The 20,926-nt window shown below is 58.8% G+C and carries 16 protein-coding genes; 3 read left to right on the forward strand and 13 right to left on the reverse strand.

Features of this window, described 5'->3' with window-relative positions; genetic code table 11:
• Positions 1–182 precede the first annotated feature (182 nt).
• Positions 183–416: a TcpE family conjugal transfer membrane protein gene (locus K6T64_RS03310; RefSeq protein ID WP_288008557.1), complete on the reverse strand. Its 234-nt coding sequence runs from the start codon at positions 414–416 to the stop codon at positions 183–185.
• Between the two features lie 80 nt (positions 417–496).
• Positions 497–706 (reverse strand): TcpD family membrane protein, encoded by a 210-nt coding sequence (locus K6T64_RS03315; protein WP_288008635.1) that lies wholly within the window; start codon positions 704–706, stop codon positions 497–499.
• Between the two features lie 197 nt (positions 707–903).
• On the opposite strand from K6T64_RS03315, the gene K6T64_RS03320 reads away from it, so the two are divergent.
• The gene (locus tag K6T64_RS03320; RefSeq protein WP_288008558.1) at positions 904–3,030 is read left to right on the forward strand and encodes a sigma-54-dependent Fis family transcriptional regulator; all 2,127 of its coding nucleotides are present in this window, start codon (positions 904–906) and stop codon (positions 3,028–3,030) included.
• Between the two features lie 80 nt (positions 3,031–3,110).
• On the opposite strand, the gene K6T64_RS03325 is transcribed toward K6T64_RS03320, so the two are convergent.
• Positions 3,111–4,409, reverse strand: coding sequence for an Nramp family divalent metal transporter (locus tag K6T64_RS03325; protein ID WP_170100094.1), 1,299 nt, complete (start codon positions 4,407–4,409; stop codon positions 3,111–3,113).
• A gap of 243 nt (positions 4,410–4,652) precedes the next feature.
• Positions 4,653–5,528, reverse strand: a complete 876-nt coding sequence (locus K6T64_RS03330) for an SDR family oxidoreductase (protein ID WP_232070110.1) — start codon at positions 5,526–5,528, stop codon at positions 4,653–4,655.
• Positions 5,529–5,972: 444 nt separating this feature from the next.
• Here K6T64_RS03330 and K6T64_RS03335 point away from each other — a divergent pair, with 444 nt between their 5' ends.
• A complete protein-coding gene (locus K6T64_RS03335) occupies positions 5,973–7,532 on the forward strand; it encodes a 4Fe-4S dicluster domain-containing protein (RefSeq protein ID WP_288008559.1) in 1,560 nt (519 codons plus the stop codon).
• A 16-nt stretch (positions 7,533–7,548) separates the two neighbouring features.
• The gene (locus K6T64_RS03340) at positions 7,549–10,533 is read left to right on the forward strand and encodes a molybdopterin-dependent oxidoreductase (RefSeq protein WP_288008560.1); all 2,985 of its coding nucleotides are present in this window, start codon (positions 7,549–7,551) and stop codon (positions 10,531–10,533) included.
• A 118-nt stretch (positions 10,534–10,651) separates the two neighbouring features.
• On the opposite strand, the gene K6T64_RS03345 is transcribed toward K6T64_RS03340, so the two are convergent.
• The 9 genes from K6T64_RS03345 to K6T64_RS03385 form a co-directional block, all read right to left on the reverse strand.
• Positions 10,652–11,434 carry a sulfite exporter TauE/SafE family protein gene (locus K6T64_RS03345; RefSeq protein ID WP_100669496.1) on the reverse strand — a complete coding sequence of 261 codons (783 nt, stop codon included), beginning with the start codon at positions 11,432–11,434 and terminating at the stop codon, positions 10,652–10,654.
• A gap of 173 nt (positions 11,435–11,607) precedes the next feature.
• Positions 11,608–13,281: a bifunctional metallophosphatase/5'-nucleotidase gene (locus K6T64_RS03350; RefSeq protein WP_288008561.1), complete on the reverse strand. Its 1,674-nt coding sequence runs from the start codon at positions 13,279–13,281 to the stop codon at positions 11,608–11,610.
• 36 nt (positions 13,282–13,317) lie between these two features.
• Positions 13,318–15,201: an outer membrane protein assembly factor BamB family protein gene (locus tag K6T64_RS03355; RefSeq protein ID WP_288008562.1), complete on the reverse strand. Its 1,884-nt coding sequence runs from the start codon at positions 15,199–15,201 to the stop codon at positions 13,318–13,320.
• Between the two features lie 126 nt (positions 15,202–15,327).
• The gene (locus K6T64_RS03360; RefSeq protein ID WP_170086162.1) at positions 15,328–16,290 is read right to left on the reverse strand and encodes a helix-turn-helix transcriptional regulator; all 963 of its coding nucleotides are present in this window, start codon (positions 16,288–16,290) and stop codon (positions 15,328–15,330) included.
• Between the two features lie 100 nt (positions 16,291–16,390).
• Positions 16,391–17,359: a radical SAM protein gene (locus tag K6T64_RS03365; RefSeq protein ID WP_232059722.1), complete on the reverse strand. Its 969-nt coding sequence runs from the start codon at positions 17,357–17,359 to the stop codon at positions 16,391–16,393.
• Positions 17,331–18,509: a radical SAM protein gene (locus K6T64_RS03370; protein ID WP_100668392.1), complete on the reverse strand. Its 1,179-nt coding sequence runs from the start codon at positions 18,507–18,509 to the stop codon at positions 17,331–17,333. Before K6T64_RS03370 ends, K6T64_RS03365 begins: the two co-directional genes overlap by 29 nt.
• Before the next feature lie 40 nt (positions 18,510–18,549).
• The gene (locus K6T64_RS03375; protein WP_288008563.1) at positions 18,550–19,608 is read right to left on the reverse strand and encodes a lipoate--protein ligase family protein; all 1,059 of its coding nucleotides are present in this window, start codon (positions 19,606–19,608) and stop codon (positions 18,550–18,552) included.
• Complete coding sequence (gene gcvH, locus K6T64_RS03380; RefSeq protein ID WP_170086165.1) at positions 19,608–20,033, reverse strand: glycine cleavage system protein GcvH; 426 nt, start codon at positions 20,031–20,033, stop codon at positions 19,608–19,610. Before gcvH ends, K6T64_RS03375 begins: the two co-directional genes overlap by 1 nt.
• A complete protein-coding gene (locus K6T64_RS03385; protein ID WP_100668393.1) occupies positions 20,023–20,922 on the reverse strand; it encodes a lipoate--protein ligase family protein in 900 nt (299 codons plus the stop codon). Before K6T64_RS03385 ends, gcvH begins: the two co-directional genes overlap by 11 nt.
• Positions 20,923–20,926 lie beyond the last annotated feature (4 nt).

A 20,926-nucleotide genomic window follows, 5' to 3' on the forward strand; every position in this document is an offset into this window, starting at 1 on the left:
ACCATCACCTCGCCCTTTCGCACTTTCACGTTCGCCGGCACCCTCAGCTCAAGCTGCGACACTCTTCCCTTGGCAGGCAGGCTCCCCACCCGGCCGTCCTCGACCAGCGAGACCTTGACCTTCCACGACACCGTCTCTGGCCGTCCTTTCGGGTTTGGCCGGGCGTCCCAGCCATCGTGAACTTACGGTCGGACGAGATACTTCGCGAGGTCCCACAGAAACGCCACAACCGTCTTTCCCGCCGGATCGAGCTTGCTCAACTGGTACCCGATCAGACCGGCTGCGCAAACCCCGAGAAACCAGTCAGGAAGGGGAATCCACCGGGACAGGATCTGTCCAAGAATGACCCACGACGGCAACCACAGCACGCCCGTCAGGATCACGGTGTCCGCCGTAATCTGAACGCCCCTGGGCAACCGAACCCGGTACCGCCCCTACCCGATGCTGGACAGGGACGGCCGAATCCGGTAAAGATTCCGATATGTGCGGTACGCCATTACTGCATCGTCCCCGCGCCGCCGCCACCGCCGCCGCCGATCTTGCCGCCGGCCGCGGTCACGATGGACTTGAAGATATTGAGAATGCCGTTCGGGTCGGCGACGAACCAGAAGGCAACACCGAAGAGCAGGATCGTGGCGACGAGTTGGCCGTACTCGTGCCTGTGGAGCATCCGGAGCATCCGGCTGCCCATCATGACAAAAAGGATCGCGAGAAGATGCTCAGCAAGAGATGGACTAAATTGTCGATCGGTGTACTAGCGACTCACCTGTAGCGCTACAGTTGTTGCGCACGATCAGCGGGGAAAAAAAGAGTTACCCCCATTCCCGCTTAGCCGAAATTTAGTATAATAGTGCAAAACCCTAGACAGCTCTGACGTGACTCCAAAAAAGTGGGGTGTAACCGTTGTATCACGCACACCGCACGGTGTTGTCCCCCGAGGAACTCAGAAAGCAGCGCCGACGGTTGGAGGAAAGTTGGGACCACTTTTTACGCGATCCCCGGGCAGCCGGAAGCTCTTCCATTCGTTCCGTCGTTTTGGAGTCCTGGAGCCGATGTGTGCAGTCCGGGGTTGATCCGCGCCGCAAAGCGACGGATATTTCCCTGAAAGAAGACCAAATCAAAGATATTCTTCAATATTCTCAGTTATATGAACTATCTTTCCCGGTTTTGCAGGATTTATCTTTGCAGGTGAAGGAGACGGGCTATCTGGTCACCCTCTGCGATCCAAAGGGGCACATCCTGTTCCTGGACGGGGACCACCAAGTACTCAAGAAAGCGGAACGGATGAACTTCGTGGTGGGAGCCGACTGGAGCGAGCAATCCATCGGGACCAACGCCATCGGCACCTGTTTGGAAGTGGGCCAGCCGGTTCAGATTTTCGCCGCCGAACATTTTTGTGTGGGGGTGCAGGATTGGACCTGTTCTTCGGCGCCGATTCGGGATCCCATCTCCCGAGAGATCATCGGGGTGGTGGATGTCACCGGTTTGTGGCGGGACATTCAGCCCCACACCTTGAGCATGGTCACTATGGCTTGCGGGACCATTCAATCTCGGATGAACCAACAGATTGCAGGAGCACGGTTCGAACTTTCTGAACGGTATCAACGGGCGCACCGGCGATACCCGGGAAACGGAGTGATGGCTCTGGACGCCGCCTTCCATCCAGTGGCCGTCAATGAAGAGGCCAGGCAGATTTTGCGGCGGCATTCCGGTCGGGAAGTGGAGCAGTGGTGGGACAATGAACGAATCCACGCCGCACTGTTCGCAGCTCGCAGCCCCTCCGGAGACGAGGGGATGTACGAGGTTACCTTAGAGGAATGTGGGATTCGCGTGGTCGTTGAGGAGGTCCAGTGGTCCGGCCGGCGGGTTGGCTACCTCCTGATCCTTCGGCCCATGGGTTCCCAAAAAGCGGCGGGCCCAACGGTGGCCTGGGGAGGTGTGATCGGGCGAAGTCCGGAGATTCTCTCGGTCATCTCCCGCTGCGACGTGGTGGCCCACACCGACGTGCCGGTCTTGCTGCTCGGGGAAAGCGGAACCGGAAAGGAATTGTTTGCCCGGGGGATCCACCAAGCCGGCCCCCGCCGGAACGGCCCTTTCATTGCCGTTAACTGCGGGGCTCTGCAAAAGGATCTTTTGGCCAGTGAACTGTTCGGTTACGCCCCCGGGGCCTTTACCGGCGCCTCGAAAACGGGGAAGCCCGGGAAGTTCGAAGAGGCCCAAAACGGCACGTTGTTTTTGGATGAGATCGGCGAAATGCCACCGGAATTTCAGGTTCATCTTCTTCGGGTGCTCCAAGAGCGTGAAGTGGTTCGGCTGGGATCCTCTCAACCGATTCCCGTCAACGCCCGGATCATCGCCGCAACCCACCGAAATCTGGAGGAGATGATAAGAAGAGGGGAATTCCGGGAAGATTTGTATTTCCGTCTCCACGTGGTCAGCTTGACGATTCCACCGCTTCGCGACCGCCGCGGGGACATTCCCTTGCTCATCGACCACATCTTGGATCAGTTATCCAAACGCTACCACATTCCCAGACCGGGATTGGAGCCTGATGTGTTCGACTTCTTCGCCCATCGCTACCCTTGGCCAGGAAACGTGCGGGAACTCAAGCACGCCTTGGAGTATGCCGTCCTTTTCTGCAACCGGGTCATCACCTGGCGGGATTTGCCCGAAACCCTGCGCAAAGCCGGGCTCGGCGATTCGGATCGACCCCTCGCACCAAAGAATGCCGATCCGCCGGTCACATCCGGCGATCACCGTCTCGCTGTGGGGAGATCCACCCTGGCTTCACCAAGGCAGTCCTTGCCCGGACCGGTCAAATCCGCGCCGGTCTCAAGATTGGAACCGGACCCCGACGTCGCCAATGCCGAGCCCGGGGGCACCGGAGCCGACCGTGAGCAACTGTTGCAGCTACTGGAGGAAGTGGGGGGTAACCTTTCCGAGGCCGCCAGAAGGCTACGCATCGCCCGCACCACCCTGTACCGCCGACTTGACCGATACGGTATCCGCAAACGCCTCAAGATCGAATAGCCCGGCGTGTGGAGCGCCGGGCTGGCATTTTTCGACCTCATAAAATCGTTTAGAATCGTTCCCAGAACGCAAACCGCCCATCAACTGCCGATGGAGGGCATCGGGCCGCCCAAGGCTTGATAGATCAGCAGCACATTCAGCAGCGTCACCACCGTGGCCACTGCGCTGGCCACCCAGGTCGTCAGCGGCCGGTTCACCAGGATTCCCATGATGTCTTTTCTGCGGGCAAAATAGATCAAGGTGATAACCGGAACCGGCAGGACCAAACTCAGCACCACCTGACTGATCACGAGCGTCCGGGTGGGATCGACCCCCAAAGCCACCACGATGACGGCGGGGATCATCGTCACCACCCGCCTCAGCCACACCGGAATCGTAAACCCCACGAATCCCTGCATGATCACCTGTCCGGCCATCGTCCCCACTGTCGAACTGGATAATCCCGAGGCCAGGAGGGAGATCAAAAACACCGTCGCCGCCGCCGGTCCCAAAAGAGGGGTCAATGTCTGGTAGGCCGTAGTGATGTCGGCCACCGCGGTATGACCGCTGGCGTAAAACACCGAAGCCGCCATGTACATCATCGAGAGATTGATCAGCCCGGCAATCCCCATGGCGATCACCACTTCTTTGACACTGAACCGATTGATCATCCGCTTTTCGCGGTCGTCCCGGGGAATGATCCGGCGCTGGGTCAACCCGGAATGCAGGTACACCACATGGGGCATCACCGTGGCCCCGATCACCCCCACCGCCAACATGACACTTTCTTGGGGTCCGAGCCATGGCACGACACTGTGGTAAACGACCTGGCCCCACTCTGGCCTGGAAAAGATCGTCTCCACCAGGTAACTCAGTCCAATCACAGCCACCAATCCGGCGATGACCTTTTCCAAAGGTCGAAATCCGAATCGTTCCAGAGTGAGAAGGAGGTAGGTCGCCACCCCGGTGATCAGGACCGCCGCCAGCATCGGAATGTGAAAAAGCAAATGCAAAGCCAGAGTCGCCCCGAGGAATTCTGCCAAATCCGTGGCCATGGCGGCCAACTCCGACACGATCCATAAGGTGACGGAAACGCCTTTTGGAACATGTTCCCTGCACAATTCCGGCAGGTTTTTCCCCGTTGCGATGCCCAACTTCGCGGACATGCTCTGGATCAGCATGGCCATTAAGTTCGCCATCACCACCACCCAGAGCATCTGGTACCCGAACTGAGATCCACTTTCAATGTTGGTGGCGTAGTTTCCGGGATCCATGTAGGCCACCGACGCGACGAAGGCCGGCCCGACAAAGGGCAGGAGTGCCCGAAGGCCTTTTGTTTTCCCGCTCATTGCCATCCTGGCCGCGGCCACCGCCTTGTGATCGCGAACCCCAACCGACATCTCGGCCACCTCCGTCACCTCCCCTTTTCTTTACAGCTGAAACAAATTGTCAAAGCGGACAATATGTTGGCTTAGGGAAACTTGTCGTTATTATTATACGACACGCGCTCCAGTTTTGAAAGTCCCACCCTATTCCTGGCGCGCAAATCCCCCTTGGAGGGCCGACAACACCCGGTACCCGGCGGCCCCGAAACCACCTATCCCGAGACCGCCTGGCTCAGCCGGAGTGTACCCCACAGGGATTTAACTGCCCGTGATCACGCCGCCGTTGACATGGATCACCTGACCCGTGACAAAAGCCGAGTCGCCGGATGCCAGGTACACGTAGGCCGGAGCCAGATCTGCCGGCTGCCCCGGCCGATCCATGGGACTGTGGCTTCCGAAAGAAGCGACCATCTCCGGTGTAAACGATGAAGGAATGAGCGGCGTCCAGACTTCACCGGGGGCCACGGCGTTGACCCGGATACCGTAAGGGACCAGGGACAAGGCGAGGGATCGGGTAAACCCCACCACCGCGGCCTTGGTCGCCGCATAGTCGATCATTGTGGAAAAACCCTCATAAGCGGTGATGGAGGTGGTGTTCACGATGGCACTACCCCTTTTCATGTAGGGGAGCGCCGCTTTGGTGAGGTAAAACATGGCAAAAATATTCGTCCGAAAGGTGCGCTGCATCTGAGCGTCAGTAACCTGAAGGAGCGTGGGCTGCACATGCTGTTCACCCGCGTTGTTAACGAGCACATCCAAGCGCCCAAAAGCCGTAACCACGGATTGGACTACATGAAAACAGTGTTCCTCCGATCCAATATCACCGGGGAGGAGAAGGCACCTTCGGCCCAGGGCCTGAATATAGCCTCGTGTCTCCTCCGCGTCGCCATGCTCATCCAGGTATGCGATGGCCACGTCCGCCCCTTCTTTCGCGAAGGCGACGGCGACAGCCCGGCCAATCCCGCTGTCGCCCCCGGTAATCAGGCACACTTTTCCTTGGAGCTTTCCGCTCGGCCTGTAGTGGGGGTTGTCAAATATCGGGCGGGGCCGCATGATCGATTCGATCCCCGGCTGCCGGGGCTGGGTCTGGGGCGGCACCCGACGGGGATAAAAGGCGTCCACCGGAAGTTCCACGGGGTCACACCCTCCTTTTTCCCATGGAGATGAGTCCTATGTGTCAACACCTCTGCCTTTGCATCCTATGTGAAGGGCCTGGGCGAGGTGCCGCAACCCCGCAGCCGACGGTGCGAATCCTTCTCCATTGTTCGGCAAATGTAAAAGGTAAAAAGTATTATGTGATCCCGGGTATCTTGTGCTAGAATACCCCTAGAGGTAGAGGCATTCCCGGCACTCTCGTTCGGGTCACACGAAAGCCAACCTCTCACCGGGTAATGTCCGAAAAGGGGAACGATTGCCCGTTCTTGGATTCATGCCGGTTTCAGGCCATTTCAAAGTCGTCAAAATACGCTGTCATCCTCACCATGCATGGGTCGTTCCCTGTTTCCCCGGACCGGAGCCCGGTTTCGGCGCAACGTCCTCGCGCCCATCATCATTTTATCGTCAGGAGGGATGTGATTGATGATCGAGCTCGAAACAGCGCCCAGAGAACGCCCCCCGGTGAAATGGGGCAAAGTGTTCAACCAGGACGCCTGTATCGGCTGCCACGCCTGCAGCACCGCGTGTAAGTCGGAACACCTGGTGCCCCTCGGCGTGAACCGGACCTATGTCAAACAGGTGGAAGTGGGCATCTACCCCGAGGTGAGCCGGCAGTTTCAAATCACCCGGTGCAATCAGTGCGAGGATCCTCCCTGTGTCGCCATCTGTCCGGTGTCCGCAATGTTTCAGCGGCCCGACGGCATCGTGGATTTTGACCGCGAGGTCTGCATCGGCTGCAAAGCGTGCATGGCGGCCTGTCCTTATGATGCCATTTACATTCATCCGGACATCCACAGTGCGGAAAAATGCAATTTTTGCGCACACCGGATCGATCAGGGGCTGGAGCCGGCCTGTGTGGCCGTCTGTCCGGTAGAGGCGATCGTGGTCGGCGACCTCAACGACCCCGAGAGTGAGGTTTCCCAGCTCATCGCCCGGAATAAAGTCGACGTCCGCAAGCCCGAGAAAGGCACCAATCCAAAAGTTTTTTACGTCGGAGCCAGCGATTATACTCTCAATCCGACCAAGAGCAGTTACGAGTCGATGCACGTGTACGCCGAACAAAAAGAAGGCTATCCGGTCGGCCGAAAGCCCCAGAAAGAGGAAGGCGGCTCCCGGTCGGTGGCCGCAGCTCGGCTGGCCTACGATGTCAACCATCACTCCCCGTGGCACTGGGAGGTCTCCTTGTACACCTGGACAAAGTCCATTGCGGCGGGAGTGTTCATTCTATTTGCGATTCTCACCTTTGCCGGACAAACCCTGCCCCCGGCCTGGGGGATCGCCAACGCAGTGGTCGGAGGTGCTTTTTTGGGCCTGACCGGTTTGCTGTTGATCGCAGACCTGGAGCACCCCGGACGGTTCCTTCGCCTGTTTACCCGGCCCCAGTGGAGATCATGGCTGGTCCGGGGGTCGATGATCATTTCCGGCTACAGCATTGTGCTGTTGATTCAGTTTGTGCTCAGCCTGGCGGGCGTGACCGCCGCCAACACCGTGTTGTCCGTTTTCGGCCTGGTACTTGGGGCCTTTACCGCTATGTACACCGCATTCTTGTTCGCCCAGGCCAAAGGGCGGGATCTCTGGCAGAATCCGAGCCTGCCGCTGCACCTGTTGTCCCAGGCCGGGCTGAGCGGCGCGGCGGTTTACCTGCTGTTGAACCTGTTTCTGCCGCTGCCCGAAGGGGCCGTGCCCCTGGTTCAGATCACCCTGATCATCTCTTTGGGCTTGCACCTGGCCCTGGTGCTCAGCGAATGGGTGATCCCCCACACGTCCGAAGGGGCCAGAATCGCCGCCGAGCACATGTTCCACGGGCGGTACAAAGGTTATTACTGGACCGGGGTGATCCTCGGGGCGGTGATCCCGTTCATTCTCTCGTGGTTTACCGGGATTCCCGCACTGCCGGTTCTCGCGGGAGTACTCGGCCTCATCGGCCTGTTGGCTTATGAACACGCCTATGTGCAAGCGGGGCAGTCGGTGCCATTAAGTTAACAAAGGGGGACGGGGCATGAGCGTTCGCGAAGAAAAACTTTCAGCCATTCAGGGATACGGCGGTCTCAAGAGCCATCCGGATCCCGACCAGTGGGATGATTGGCGGGAACTGGACTCCCGGTCTTGGCCGCGAAAACAGTACAAACAATACCAATTGGTCCCTACGGTGTGTTTCAATTGTGAAGCGGCCTGTGGGCTGGTGGCCTACATCGATAAGGAAACGGGGGAGATCCGGAAACTAGAAGGCAACCCCCTGCACCCGGCGAGCCGGGGTCGCAACTGCGCCAAAGGCCCGGCCACCCTGGTCCAGGTGACCAACCCGGACCGGATTCTGTATCCGCTCAAACGCGCTGCGGGCCGGGGGGAGGGCAAATGGGAACGGGTCAGCTGGGACGAGGCCCTGAACGACATCTCCGGGCGGATTCGCAAAGCCATTCTTGATGGGCGAAAGGATGAAATCGTCTATCACGTCGGCCGCCCGGGGGAAGATGAGTACACCGAGCGCGTTCTGAAAGCCTGGGGGGTGGACGGCCACTCCTCCCATACCAATGTCTGCTCTTCGGGGGCCCGGACGGGGTACGCTTTCTGGATGGGCATCGACCGCCCGGCTCCGGATTATGAGAATGCCCGGTTTATCCTGATGATGAGTTCCCACCTGGAGAGCGGCCATTATTTCAATCCCAACGCCCAGCGCATCATCAAAGCCCAGCAGAGCGGGGCGAAGGTGTGCGTCATCGACACCCGGCTGTCCAACACCGCTTCGAAGGCGGATTATTGGCTGTCCCCGTGGCCTGGGACGGAAACGGCGTTCTTGCTGGCGGTGGCGAATCAACTGATTCAAACGGAACGCTTCAACCGGACTTTCGTCGAAGAGTGGGTGAACTGGAGACAATTCATGGAAGACCGGGACTACCTGGAGGATCTCCAGCGACGGGGCTTTTTGGAACGGGTGCCAGATGGCCGAAGCTTCGAGGATTTTGTTTCCGTGCTGAAAGATCTCTATAAGGACTACACACCGGAGTTTGCCGAAGCGGAGACGGGAATCGCGGCGCGCTGGGTCAAGGTGGTGGCCGACGAAATCGCCCGGGCCGGTACGGCATTCTCGTCCAATATCTGGCGCAATGCCGCCGCCGGCAACCGCGGGGGGTGGATGATCACCAGGGCGCTCATGTTCCTCAACGTGTTGATGGGCGCCGTGGGCGAGCCGGGAAGCATGATCCCCAACGCCTGGGTCAAGTTTGTCCCCCGGCGCAACACCATGCCGGATCCCATTCAGATGTGGAATGAAAACCATTGGCCGAGGGAGTATCCATTGACATACTTTGAACTCAGCTATGCCCTTCCCCACATCCTGAAGCGGCGGAACAAGCGACTTGAAGTGTATTTTGCCCGGGTGGTCAACCCGGTGTGGACCTTCCCGGATGGATTCACGTGGATCGAGTTCCTGAAGGATCCCGAGCGACTCGGCTGCCACGTCGTCCTCTCCCCCACCTGGTCGGAAACCGCCCAGTACGCCGATTATGTCTTGCCGGTGGGCCTGGCGCCTGAGCGGCACGATCTGCACAGCTACGAAACCCACGCCTCCCAGTGGATCGGGTTTCGCCAGCCGGTCAAGCGCGCCGCCCGGGAGCGGGCGGGCATCCCGGTGCAGGACACCCGGGACGTCAACCCCGGGGAGGTCTGGGAAGAAAATGAGTTCTGGATTGAGCTGTCTTGGCGGATCGATCCGGACGGGTCCCTGGGTATTCGCAAACATTTTGAATCCCCGTACCGCCCGGGAGAGAAAATCACAGTCAGCGAGTACTACCGTTGGATTTTTGAAAATGCCGTCCCCGGACTGCCGGCAGCCGCCGCCCGGGAGGGGATTGCGCCCCTGGAGTACATGCAAAAATACGGGGTGTTCGAGGTCACCAAAGACGTGTATCGCCAGGACCTCACCCCGGTCCCGGAAGAGGTCCTTCGGGATGCGGTCATTGTGCCCGAAGAGGCCGAGGACCGGGTGGACGACGGCGAAGAGCCGGGGATCTGGGTGGATCATCCCGTGCACGGGGCAAACCACCGGGCCTACCCGGGGCCGTTCAAAAACCGCCGGGGGCAGTTCCGGGCCGGGATTATGGTGAAGGGCCGCGCGGTTCAGGGTTGGCCGACGCCCTCGGGAAAACTGGAGTTTTTCTCCACGACCCTGAGGGATTGGGGATGGCCGGAATACGCCATTCCCATCTATCCGCGCAACGAGGCGGAGCGTCGGCAGATGGTCCACATCGTCAGCCAGGTGCACCCGAAAACCCTCGACCGGAGCCAAAACGAATTCGTGCTCTTGCCCACCTTCCGGCTGCCGATGCTCATCCACAGCCGGACGAACGGGGCGAAGTGGCTGCATGAGATCGCCCACGTCAATCCCGTGTGGATGAATCCCATCGACGCCCAGCGCCTCGGGGTGGACACCGGGGATCTGGTCAAAGTCTCGACCGAGACCGGTTATTTTGTCGACAAGGTCTGGGTCACCGAGGGCATTCGCCCGGGCGTGGTGGCCTGTTCCCATCACCTTGGCCGCTGGCGGCTACAAGAGGACCACGGCAGCGACCGCTGGAGTTCGTCCCTGGTCTCCATCGAGGAAGTGGAACCGGGAAAATGGAGCATGCGGCAAAAACACGGGCCCCGGCCCTTTGAGAGCACCGATCCTGACTCCGGGCGGATCTGGTGGTCAGACGGGGGGGTGCACCAGAATATCGTGTTCCCGATCCAGCCCGATCCCATCAGCGGCATGCACTGTTGGCACCAGCGGGTGCGGGTGGAGAAAGCGGGGCCGAGTGACCGATATGCCGACATCGCCGTGGACACCAAGAAAGCATACGAGGTGTTCGAGCGGTGGCTGCAACTCACCCGCCCAGCGCCGGGCCCGGGAGGGCTGTACCGGCCGCTGTGGATGCTTCGGGTGCTCAAACCACATCCGGACGCTTACGTGATGCCCGAAGCGCAGACGGAACCTGTCAAATCGTGACACACGCAAAAATCGAGCCCCGGGGCTGGCCGCCTGGCCGACCCCTGGGCTCTTTCAGTTTGCATCTGCATGACGGTCGCGTCCGAATCTTTTCCCCTGTGGGTATGCACTTGTTGGCTTATGGGAGTAGGATGCCGGTCCAAATCTTCACGGTCACGGCGATGATGACCACCCCGAGGACGGCCCGGAGCACCCGAACGTCCATCATCCGGCCGACCTTCACTCCTAAAGGGGCCACGACGACGCTCGCCACCACCACGATGGCCGCCGCCGTCCAAGGAATGCCTCCGGCCAATACCTTCCCTACGGAGGACCCAATGGACGACAGGAACGTAATCGCCAGAGAGGAAGCGATGGTGACTCGGGTGGGGATCTTCAGAATCTGCAGCATGACCGGAACGAGCAGAAAGGCCCCGCCTGCTCCGACAATCCCCGCCGCCAAACCCACCGTCAGAGACGAAACGACGGCCACCGTTTTATTAAACTCAATCTCGTGGAGGGCGAGGTCTTCTGAACCCCGTTTGGGAAGGGACATGAGGATTGCAGCGGCAGTCGCCAGAATGGCGTAGATGATGTTGACAATATTCCCCGACAAAAACTTCGCTCCGTACCCTCCGAGAAAACTGCCCACCAACACCGAGATCCCCATGATCAGCACCAGTTGCCTGTGGATCACTTCATCCCCGCGTTGGGCGATCACGGCGGACAACGTGGAGAACAGCACCTGAAGCGCCACGATCCCGGCCACTTCATGGGGGTTGTACCCCGGGAGCCCGAGCATAGGCGGAATGTACAGGATCATCGGGTAATTCACAATCGCTCCGCCAATCCCGAGCATACCGGATAACAAAGCCCCGATCACGCCAATGACAATTAATGTAGTAGCGAGCTCAATGGTCACATCGCGCATCCCCCTTTTCAGAATGCGGTCTACCCGGATCAGAAAGAGATAGTTGTTTCAAACGATTCGCAAGAACAGTTTCTTTACATACCCTCCGGGGTTCCCTATCCTCATTATAGCGGAAATATCGCCTTTGATGTCAAGGATGCTGGGAAATTGCTGATTTCGAAACTTTAGTGAAAAGTGTATGTTGTTCCTGGTAATTGTGACAATACAAATCCATGGGCATCCGTGGCCTTGACCCGGCCCTCGATCTCGTACTGAACCGGCCCTTTCTTTTTCAAGAAATTTTCAATCGCTTGAAACATGTCAAGGTCAAGGATATGGGGGTCACGCACATTTTTAAACCGACACAAAACGGTGGGGTCCTCCCCTTCCCGGACACAAGCTGCGATGGTGTAGGTCTTATTCGGCTGCAGCGGTTCTCCCCCGATGGTTATCGATTGTACGCGCTTGCCGTACGGGTTCGCGATCGTCATCGTCACTTGCATTCCGGAAAAACGAACCACCCATCCCCCCACCCGCTTCGCCGGATCGGGAGAAAACACGTTTTCCAATTCTTTTTCCATCCAGTCCCAGATCTGCTTTCCCGTCACTCTCCCGATTTCCAGTTGCGAATTCGTGGGCAGAATGCTGTACAGATGCTCCACAGTGAGATCACCTGGCGGGATCGGCGGACTGAAGCGGAATCCATTGGAAAAACCAATATCGGCGCCTGTGGCCTCCCGGATGGCATCGGTGATCAAATTATCCATAGGCGTTTCCAGCACATTGTAACGGTACAAGTAGCCTTTGGTTTCGCCAATTTTACGTTCCATGACCGGGAGGTAGGGTTTCCGCTCCGCTTCCACTACACTTTTGATCGCCGGATCTTCAGGGTACTGGTTCTCGTCCACAACCAAGAGCTTGTAAGTGTAGTCCTTGATTCTGCCGTCCTCCACCACCACATCCAGCCGACCGACGAAAGACCCAAAAGCCCCCGGTTCCACCACCGGGCAATGGCCGCCTAAGATGGGTTCGTAAGTCCGCTCGTGGGTATCCCCGCCGAACAGGAAGTCCACCCCTTGACATTGGGGCTGTTTCGCGAGGTATACCTGTTGAGTCAGGCCCAGGTGGCAAAGCATCATCACAAGCTGACATTTGTAATTGTTGCGCAAGATGTCGACCAGCCGGGGTATCGAATCGGTCGGGAGGCCGAATTGGATTTCCTTCGACCAGGCCGGCGACTGCCGAACTTTGGTTAACGGGTCGTTATAACCGATGAAACCAATTCGCACCCCTCCAAGTTCTTTGATATAATATTCCGGAAACAGATCCCGATTCGGCTGGGGGCCTTGCCCGTTCCACACCATATTGGAACAAATCACGGGGAAATTGTAGCTTCGCGATAAGTCCACCAAAGCTTTGGACCCGTAGACCACTTCCCAATTGCCAGGAATCGCCAGGTCGTACCCCATGCGGTTCATAATCCGCACCATTGCCCGGCCCTTGCTGAGGGCCGCCAGGGCTGAGCCCTGATAACAGTCCCCGGTGTCGATGATAAACACGTTACCGGGGTTCTCGGCTCGGACTCGTTGGAACAAGGTGGCAATCCGGCTCATGCCCCCTGTCCGGCGAAAGACGATCGTGTTATTCTCCCAGAAGAATTCGGGATGTGTGAGCACCTGCCCATGAATGTCGGTGGTTTGAAGAAAGGTCAAACGTTTGACGCGGCTCGAGGTGGCCGCAATCTCCCGGTCCCGGTTGAGTCCGGAGGCCAGTCCTGTAACCAGGGGAAACATCCCCAGCCCCAGCCCGAAGGCTCCCATGTACTTTAACATGTCTCTGCGGGAAATTTTCTTTTCCACATGAGTGTCGTCGCCGCATTTTTGACACATGCCTGATCACGCTCCCGAAGATTGCACCGTTGGATCAATTTTGCTTAGGGGAATAGCCTGGATCCAGTCGTAGGAATTCCCCAGATACATCGTTTTGCCCACAATAACGGGGTTGACGATCCCAAACCGGCCCCCCGGTTCATAAGACCCGAGTTCCTTGCCCGTTTTGGGATCCAGGGCGTAGACTTTTGGTCCCGCCGCTACCCACAGCCTGTCGTAGGCGTACACGGCACTGCCCCGCCCGGCCCCGGCCGGCCCGGAGTTTTGAAAATGAAAGTTCCACAGAACGTGGCCGGTTTTCTCATCCAAGGCATAGTAACGGGAGGTCGCCGGACTGCCGACATAGACCACGCCGTCGTGCACCATGGCCACCCCGGCTTTGTAAGCAGGAGGACTGCTCCCCCGGCCGAGCTTCGTGCTCCAAACCATTTTCCCGGTTCTCGCGTCCATGGCATAGATGGCCAAGTCCACCGTGTTGGTCTTCGGATCGTTATCCACCACCGAATCCTGAAACACCAAGCCATTCTCCTGGTCCACCGTAGGCGTATTGTCGCCCATACCGGTGTTAAAAATGTTCAGGGTCGTGGGTTGTTTCCACAACACCTTTCCGGTTTGTGCATCCACCGCCACCACGTTGTTCGCATCGGAGACCCCGACGATGATTTCCACCCGCCCGGTCTCGGGATCCCGCCAGTAATTGGCCGACGACATGCTGGCAAACCCGCCAAGATCTGTTTTCCATAATGATTTCCCGGTTTTCGAATCAAAGGCGTAGAGATGGCCGTCTCCGGTCGCTTCGTAAACGGCATGGTCCACCAGGGCCGGGGTGGGCATCGCATTGCCCTGAAAATCCTGTCTCCACACCAGCCGCCCGGTTTTCTGGTCATAAGCATAGATGGCTGAGTAGGTCAGACCCCTGACCAACTGCATTTTGCCCTGGGACAACATGAATTTGAGCACTTGGGAAAAGGAAAAGCCTGTGTCGCCAGCGGTGACATACACCAGTCCATCCCCCACGATGGGATTGCCCATGAGGGCGTTCACATTGGGACCCGCCTGCCACAACAATTGACCCGTTTTTGCATCCAGAGCGTAGAGGTGCGCATCATCCGACTCCGCATAGATCACTCCATCCACGGCCGTAACGCCGCACGCATTGCCAAGGCTCTGGGTCATTTTCACCGGTGCCCCCCGCATGCCCAACTGGCGGAGATCAGGAAATTCTTGAGACAACGGCACGGCCGCTTTTTCTGGAAAGTTCCACATCACCCCTTCTTTTTCCCAGCTTGGGGCAGAATCGGGGACGGGATAAAAGGGATTGTGGGCCTGATCCCCGGCGTAAGTGGTCCATTTCCCGGGAAATCCCGGAGCATCTGCCTGTGAGGGGAGAGGTGGGGCCACGATATTCTGAACTTCACTCAACAACGCGGACGCCGAATCCGTCCGCAGGTCCTGTACCGCGTACCCCAATTCCTGCAACTGGTTGACCAAAGACCCTGACAGAGAATCTGTGGTGCCGACCAGATACACCTTTGGCTTGCCCGGGGCGGGTTGGTAGGGTTGCACATCACCTGCCGGGTTTGCATCGGGTACGGACAGTTGCGACAGAGATTGAAGCGTGTTCGGGCCCAGTTCCCCCGCACTTTGGGTGAGTAACAGAGGGGCGGATAAATACGCGGCAAGTGCCTGGCCAGCTACCAGGTCCGACCGTTCACTTTTTGGATCTCCGGAACAAAGAATCACCGCCGACGAACCACTGGGAAACATTCGGACCGCCATTTGCGCCGCCGACGTCGCCGTCGTCGGGACCTCACCTGCCGCCGACGCCATACCCGCCCCAAGCAGAACTCCCGCCGCCGCCACCGCGGACCATTTTCGTCCGACCTTCATGGTTTCACCTCCAGGAACTTCTAAGTATTCTGATTCACCTGGCTTCACCATATATGGGGCGGCGGCTGAAATTCTATTCCTCAGCCCTCTTATTTTTTCTAAACAGGCGATTAAAACGCGATTTTTCTAAGAATCTTGACTTGCGGCATCGGAACCGCCAGCGCTCTCCGGTCCCGCGTCCCCTTGGCCACGAAAAACGAGACAATGTTTCCGGGCCCAAACGGTGAGTTCCTCTCGACTATGTACTTGGGTCTTGCGCATCATCCCGGCAACATGGGCCCGGACCGTGCCTTCACTGATTTGTAAATGTTGTGCGATTTGGCGATATGACTTATTTTCTGATAATAAACAGAGAACTTCAAACTCTCTGGGAGTAAAAAGTTGAAAAGCCTCCTGGCGACGGGCGATGATCCGAGCCAGCGTTCGCCCCGCCTCCTCACCTTTCGATCGACTTGCTGTTTGACATAGCTCTTCCAATAAAACCCGTATCTGTTCTTGCTTGAGGACATTTTCCCCGATTCCCATCGGCGACATCATCGTCGCGAGCAACTCGGACAGCGCTTCTTTCAAGGCGTGGCGCTGGCGGTTTATCCCCGCCTGGAGCTCGTTCAGCCGGGCGATGGTATAGCCGAGAAGGCCCATGAGAAGCGTCGCGGAGGCAATGCCCACCGCCCAGCCGGGATGAATCCAGCCTGCGGGCCCACGGTTGATCGTCGCCATGCGAAGAGCCAAGAGCAATGCTTCAGCACCGATCGCCCAAATAAAGCCGCGGGCACCGAAAGCGAGAAACACCTCAGCCAACACGGGTGGGGCGAGGAGCAAGGCGGGAACCCCGGGATTTCCCAGGAAGAGTGCGTAAAAAATCAGCGCATAGATGACGTCCCGAAAAGCGGTCCATCGGTCCGCCCCGGAGACGGTCGAGGCGCGCAATTGAGACCCGATGTCGATGGCGACATCCACGGCACTGGCCAAGAACAGGCCCATGAGAGGCAGTCCGAAATCTTCCGTCGACCCGATGACACCTAGACAAGCGAGGGGAATGACGGAGCGAATCCACAAGACGGGAGAAAACTTGGTTACTCTCACCATCTCCACGGCTCCCAATAGACAGATTGACCGTTCAGGTCGAGATTCCATCAATCCGGGCCGCGCCCCGGCCGGAACTCCGGGGCGGCCCGGCCTTGTGATCTCAGTTCAACACAGAACAGCATTGTTCGTGATAACGGATCCGGATCCCAAGTTGCTCTGCGTAGGCCACCGTTTCCGGCAACGGATACGCGATACTTTGAACCCCTACCCGAAGGGCCCACCGCTCCATCGATCGCTTTTCCGGGCCGGCCGGGCGCGCGCAACCTAAGGAGATCGGCATATCTGGCATCATAATCCGGGCGGCCGCCAGGACTTTGCCCACCTCGTCTCCGGAAACGCTCCTCACCCCAGCCATGCCCGTGCCAGGCAAGGGTTGCAGGGCGACAATGACCAGTTGCGAGGCCCCCTCCTCCCGGATCATGCGCAGGGCTTCCCACTCCCCGAGAATTTCCCCAAAATGAAGCCCCACTACCACATGGGGAATAGCGGAGAGTCCTTCTTCGCGAAGGATGCGCAGGGATTCCCGATAAGCTTCGGTGGTACGGTCCAGATGGTACACCTCGCGAATCGTCCGATCGTCCCCAATGATGTCCAACAGAATTTGGTCGACCCCCGCCGCCTTGAGTCCCCGGGCGATCTCCCGGCGAACCAGACCGGTGTGGACGAGGACTTTGAGCCCTTTCTCTTTCAGCCGACCGATGTCTTCGAGAAAGCGATCCAGGGGAACGGACCCGTCGTCGAGACAACCACCGCTGATCAGAACTCCCCCTGCCCCCTCGTCAACCAACGCAGCCCCGATCTCGGCCAGCGCTCCCGGGACCCTCGCCGGCATCATTCCATCCAGGACCTTCGTCCCACAGTGTTCACAGCGCAGTGCGCACGCCTGGCCGGTGACACTAATGGTGCGAAAAGCCCGGCGTTCATTGCGGTATCCCCCTGTGTCGTAGTACTTTTGACTGGGGGCGGCAAAGAGGATCTCCCGGGGAAAAAACTGATCGGTCAGCTCCCGGGCCTGGTCGACCAGAGACGGTAGATCTAGGTCAGCCCAAGGCGCTTTGGTCGTGAGCATCATCCTCCCCCTCCCAATCGCTCCACAGTTGCATGCGAATCTCTTCAATGTCTTTCGGCGTCGGGATGAAGGGGAAGTTGCGCATCGGCTCGCTCGGGCGACCGTTTCCGTACGGGCGATTGCAGGCCGTGGCCCCGTGTTCATCCGGACAACCCGAGGTCATAAAAGGCAGCCCGCTATCGATCACTGCGTCGAGCTCCTCCGGGGCTACACCGAAATCCACGACCTGGCCGGCCCGATTAAACCGAAACCGGTGAAAATCCCGGCCCATTTCGTTGATGAGATACCGGCCCAACTGGCAGCGCCGGTACTGCCCCAAGGGAGGCTGCGGCCAGTCCCCCAGCAGGGTGCTGGGTTCCGGATTGAAAGAGAACAGGTGGGTCACCACGCCCATCTCCTGGGCCCTGTGACAGGCTTCCAGAAGTTCCTTTTCTGTCTCTCCGAGTCCGACCACCAAGTGGATCCCCACCGTCCCAGGTTCGAACACTTTGGTGGCCTCCTCCGTCACCCACCAAAAATGGTCCCAACGATGTGGCCCTTTGACCGGCCGCCCTCGATGCTTTTCAAACAGTTCCTCGGTGGCCGCATCAATCGCGATATCCACCCGGTCCGCCCCGGCATCCTTGATCATTTGGAGCTGTTCCCGGGACCGGATGAGAGAGGCGGTGATCAGTCCGGAGATGAGCAGGTCGGTTCGCTCCCGGAATTCCCGGATCACTTGAAGAGAGTCGTTAAAGGACCGGTGATTCGCCAACATCCCCACGCACACCCGGCGCATGTGATGAGGAACCTGGTTCGTGCGATCAATCACCTCATCCAGGTCCACCACCGGCCATTTCACCCGAATGAAAGTGGTTTGTTCTCTGGGTATTCGCCTCTCCCGGGACATGCCGCAGTAGGAACAATTCGCCGAGCAGTTCTCTTTATACGTCATCAGTACGTTGAGGCCCCGGAGGACGATCTCCTCCCGGGCGAACTTGCCTTTCTCGATTCCCAGGGCCATCGCCCCCGCCAGAGAGACCATAACGGCGTCCGGGCTTTCGGGCACCCCCTCTTGATGCGGCCGTTCCTCCACCTGGTCCTCGGAAAACGCCTTGATGTCCCGAGTCTGGGGTTCGAGAACCTGTGCCTCTCGGTGCGTCGGTGTCATAACGCCTCTCCTCCCTTCTCGACCTCTGATCCACCCCGCCTTAGGCCAGTGCCTGTTCAAACAGGCGCAGCCAGTCCTCCACCGCCACTCCAATGTATCGATTGCCCTGGTCATAGTGATGGCGCAGCAACTCTTCGATTTTCTGGATGTCGGCGGGCGCCTCTTTTAGCATCGCTTCTAAATCCATAACGGCTCGTTCGGGATAAACGAAAAAGTCCCCGGTGATAAACGCCCGGCGAATCCGCTTCGCCCCAGGATCAACGATCACCGATGCTTTAATCAGCCCCCCGGGCGCCTTTGTACTGACGGTACGCAATTCTGGTTCAACAGCAGGCGGCTTCCGCCGATCGATCCACTCGGGATAGCGATAAGTATCCTGAATCGTTTCCCATTCTTCTTGCTCCTCAGGCGTCAAGCCCGGAGGCCCCCAATCGATCCCGAGTACCCGGGCCGCCGCCTCCACCATCGCCCCTTTTACCGCCGTCATCTCAGGCGCTTCGCCCAACAGTTCCCTCATGGTCACTGTGCGGCGGCGAAAAGAATCCACTTCTTTGTCACTCAACTTTTCGATGGGAAGCCTTAATACCCGAATCATCGTGTCCACGTCAAAATCTACCAAGAGCGTGCCCTGATAGATCAAGGCGTCTCCCCACTCGGTTCCTCCGGTACCAGAAATCTTGCGCCCATCGACCTCCACATCGTTAACCGGGCGAAACTTGGCCTCAATGCCCCATCTCGCCAAAGTTTCGATGACGACGGTGGAAAGCCGGCGGTACACCGTTTCCGGATCGGCGGGAAGCCCGGGATCATCTTTGCGCAAACAGATTTCCCAACCCAACTGCCGGGAGTCGAGATAAATGGCCCCCCCGCCGGTGATGCGGCGATTATACTCGATCCCCAGGGCTTCGCACTCGTCCCGGCGCAGCTCAAGATCGATCGCCTGATGGTACCCCACGAGTACTGCATCAGGATTAAACTCCATAAACCGAAAGGTGTTTGGCGCCCGCCCTTCCGCCCGGGCCCGAATCACCACCGCATCGAGAGCCATTTGGCGCCAGGCCGGCATGGGCCCGGGATCCAATAATCGCCACTTTTCCATCAGTGGGCACTCCCGGCGGCCAGAGAAACTAGCAACGCCTGATACTCCCGCGGGCTGAGCAGGCGGTGGACATCCTCGGAGCGGTTCGGGCGTATTTTGCAGATCCACCCGGCCCCATAGGGGTCCCGATTCAACAACTGGGGGTCCTCCTCTACCCGGGGGTTTGCATCCACCACGACCCCGTCAAAGGGCGCGTAGATTTGCCCGACCCATTTGCCCGACTCCACGGAGCCCATTGGCTCCCCTGCTTGAATCCGTGCCCCAACCCGAGGCACAGACAGGTACAGAATGTCTCCGGCTGTATCCTGGGTATAGTCGGTGATGCCCACAGTCACCGTGGAACCGATCAAAAGGTACCACTGGTGGCGATCATCATACCTTCGGTCCTCGGGAACTCTCCATTGCTGCGGCTGCTCAACGGCCATCTCCTTCCCCCTCCTTAAGAAAAGATTCCCGCCACACCCGCAGGATGCGGTTGTGTTCGCGATCGATTTCGACGACGGCATCCCGATAGCGCGGATCGTCCACCGTCCCGATGTACACGCCCTCCCGGACCTTGACCTCTCGGCTGTTCGACGCCCGGGCGGGCCCCGGCTGCCGCAGCCAGTCGTCGCGAAGCAGCTCCCGGCCGATCCTCTCCAAGCGGCCCCGCCAACGCTCCCAGGGGAAAGGGGCAGGGACCGCCCCCAGGCGATCGATGAACACCTGAGCCAGATCTTTCGCCACCTGATCTGCGGACCAGCGCCGGTCCGGGGCCAGCTCCCGCAGCGTCGTCAGATGGGCCCGCATACTTTCTTCGTACGCCCGGCGCCAGAGTGGACTTGGAGCCCGACGAGCCCGGGCCATGGCCTCCGTGGGAAAATCCAGCAGGATATTGCCAACCACGACGACCCGATCCCCCAACTGGCCCCCGGCGTTCCCCGAAATCTTGCGCCCGCCGACGACGATGTCCGCCGGGAGGCGCAACTCGGCCGAAAAACCCTGCTCCCGCAGATAGGCCACCACAGGATCCAAGGCATGGCGATACCACTGATCCGGAGTGCGCTTTCCTGGAGTTGCGCGGGGGTTCAGGATGATTTGGAAAAATACTTGGTTTTGATCTAAGTACACGAGGGAACCGCCCACTTTCCGCCGCACCACGGGTAATCCCGAGGATTCGTCGTAGTCGCTCCAACTCTGATGACATCCGAGGCAGACGTAGGGCGTCGAAGGTCGGCACAATATCACGGCCTCCTCGCCGAATTCCGCCAAACCGTGGTACAGCGTCTGGGTCGTGAGCCAATCCACCTCGCCCACGGAGTACAATGGCAACATAACC

It is taken from the genome of Kyrpidia sp. (assembly GCF_023512215.1).
GTDB classification, from domain to species: Bacteria; Bacillota; Bacilli; order Kyrpidiales; family Kyrpidiaceae; genus Kyrpidia; species Kyrpidia spormannii.

Bases quoted from the DNA above. Each gene is read 5' to 3' on its own strand.
- K6T64_RS03365 (WP_232059722.1), bottom strand. From the start codon at position 17,359: ATGCTCACGACCAAAGCGCCTTGGGCTGACCTAGATCTACCGTCTCTG.
- K6T64_RS03355 (WP_288008562.1), bottom strand. From the start codon at position 15,201: ATGAAGGTCGGACGAAAATGGTCCGCGGTGGCGGCGGCGGGAGTTCTG.
- K6T64_RS03385 (WP_100668393.1), bottom strand. From the start codon at position 20,922: ATGTTGCCATTGTACTCCGTGGGCGAGGTGGATTGGCTCACGACCCAG.
- K6T64_RS03335 (WP_288008559.1), top strand. From the start codon at position 5,973: ATGATCGAGCTCGAAACAGCGCCCAGAGAACGCCCCCCGGTGAAATGG.
- gcvH (WP_170086165.1), bottom strand. From the start codon at position 20,033: ATGGCCGTTGAGCAGCCGCAGCAATGGAGAGTTCCCGAGGACCGAAGG.
- K6T64_RS03340 (WP_288008560.1), top strand. From the start codon at position 7,549: ATGAGCGTTCGCGAAGAAAAACTTTCAGCCATTCAGGGATACGGCGGT.
- K6T64_RS03375 (WP_288008563.1), bottom strand. From the start codon at position 19,608: ATGGAAAAGTGGCGATTATTGGATCCCGGGCCCATGCCGGCCTGGCGC.
- K6T64_RS03370 (WP_100668392.1), bottom strand. From the start codon at position 18,509: ATGACACCGACGCACCGAGAGGCACAGGTTCTCGAACCCCAGACTCGG.
- K6T64_RS03360 (WP_170086162.1), bottom strand. From the start codon at position 16,290: ATGGTGAGAGTAACCAAGTTTTCTCCCGTCTTGTGGATTCGCTCCGTC.
- K6T64_RS03325 (WP_170100094.1), bottom strand. From the start codon at position 4,409: ATGTCGGTTGGGGTTCGCGATCACAAGGCGGTGGCCGCGGCCAGGATG.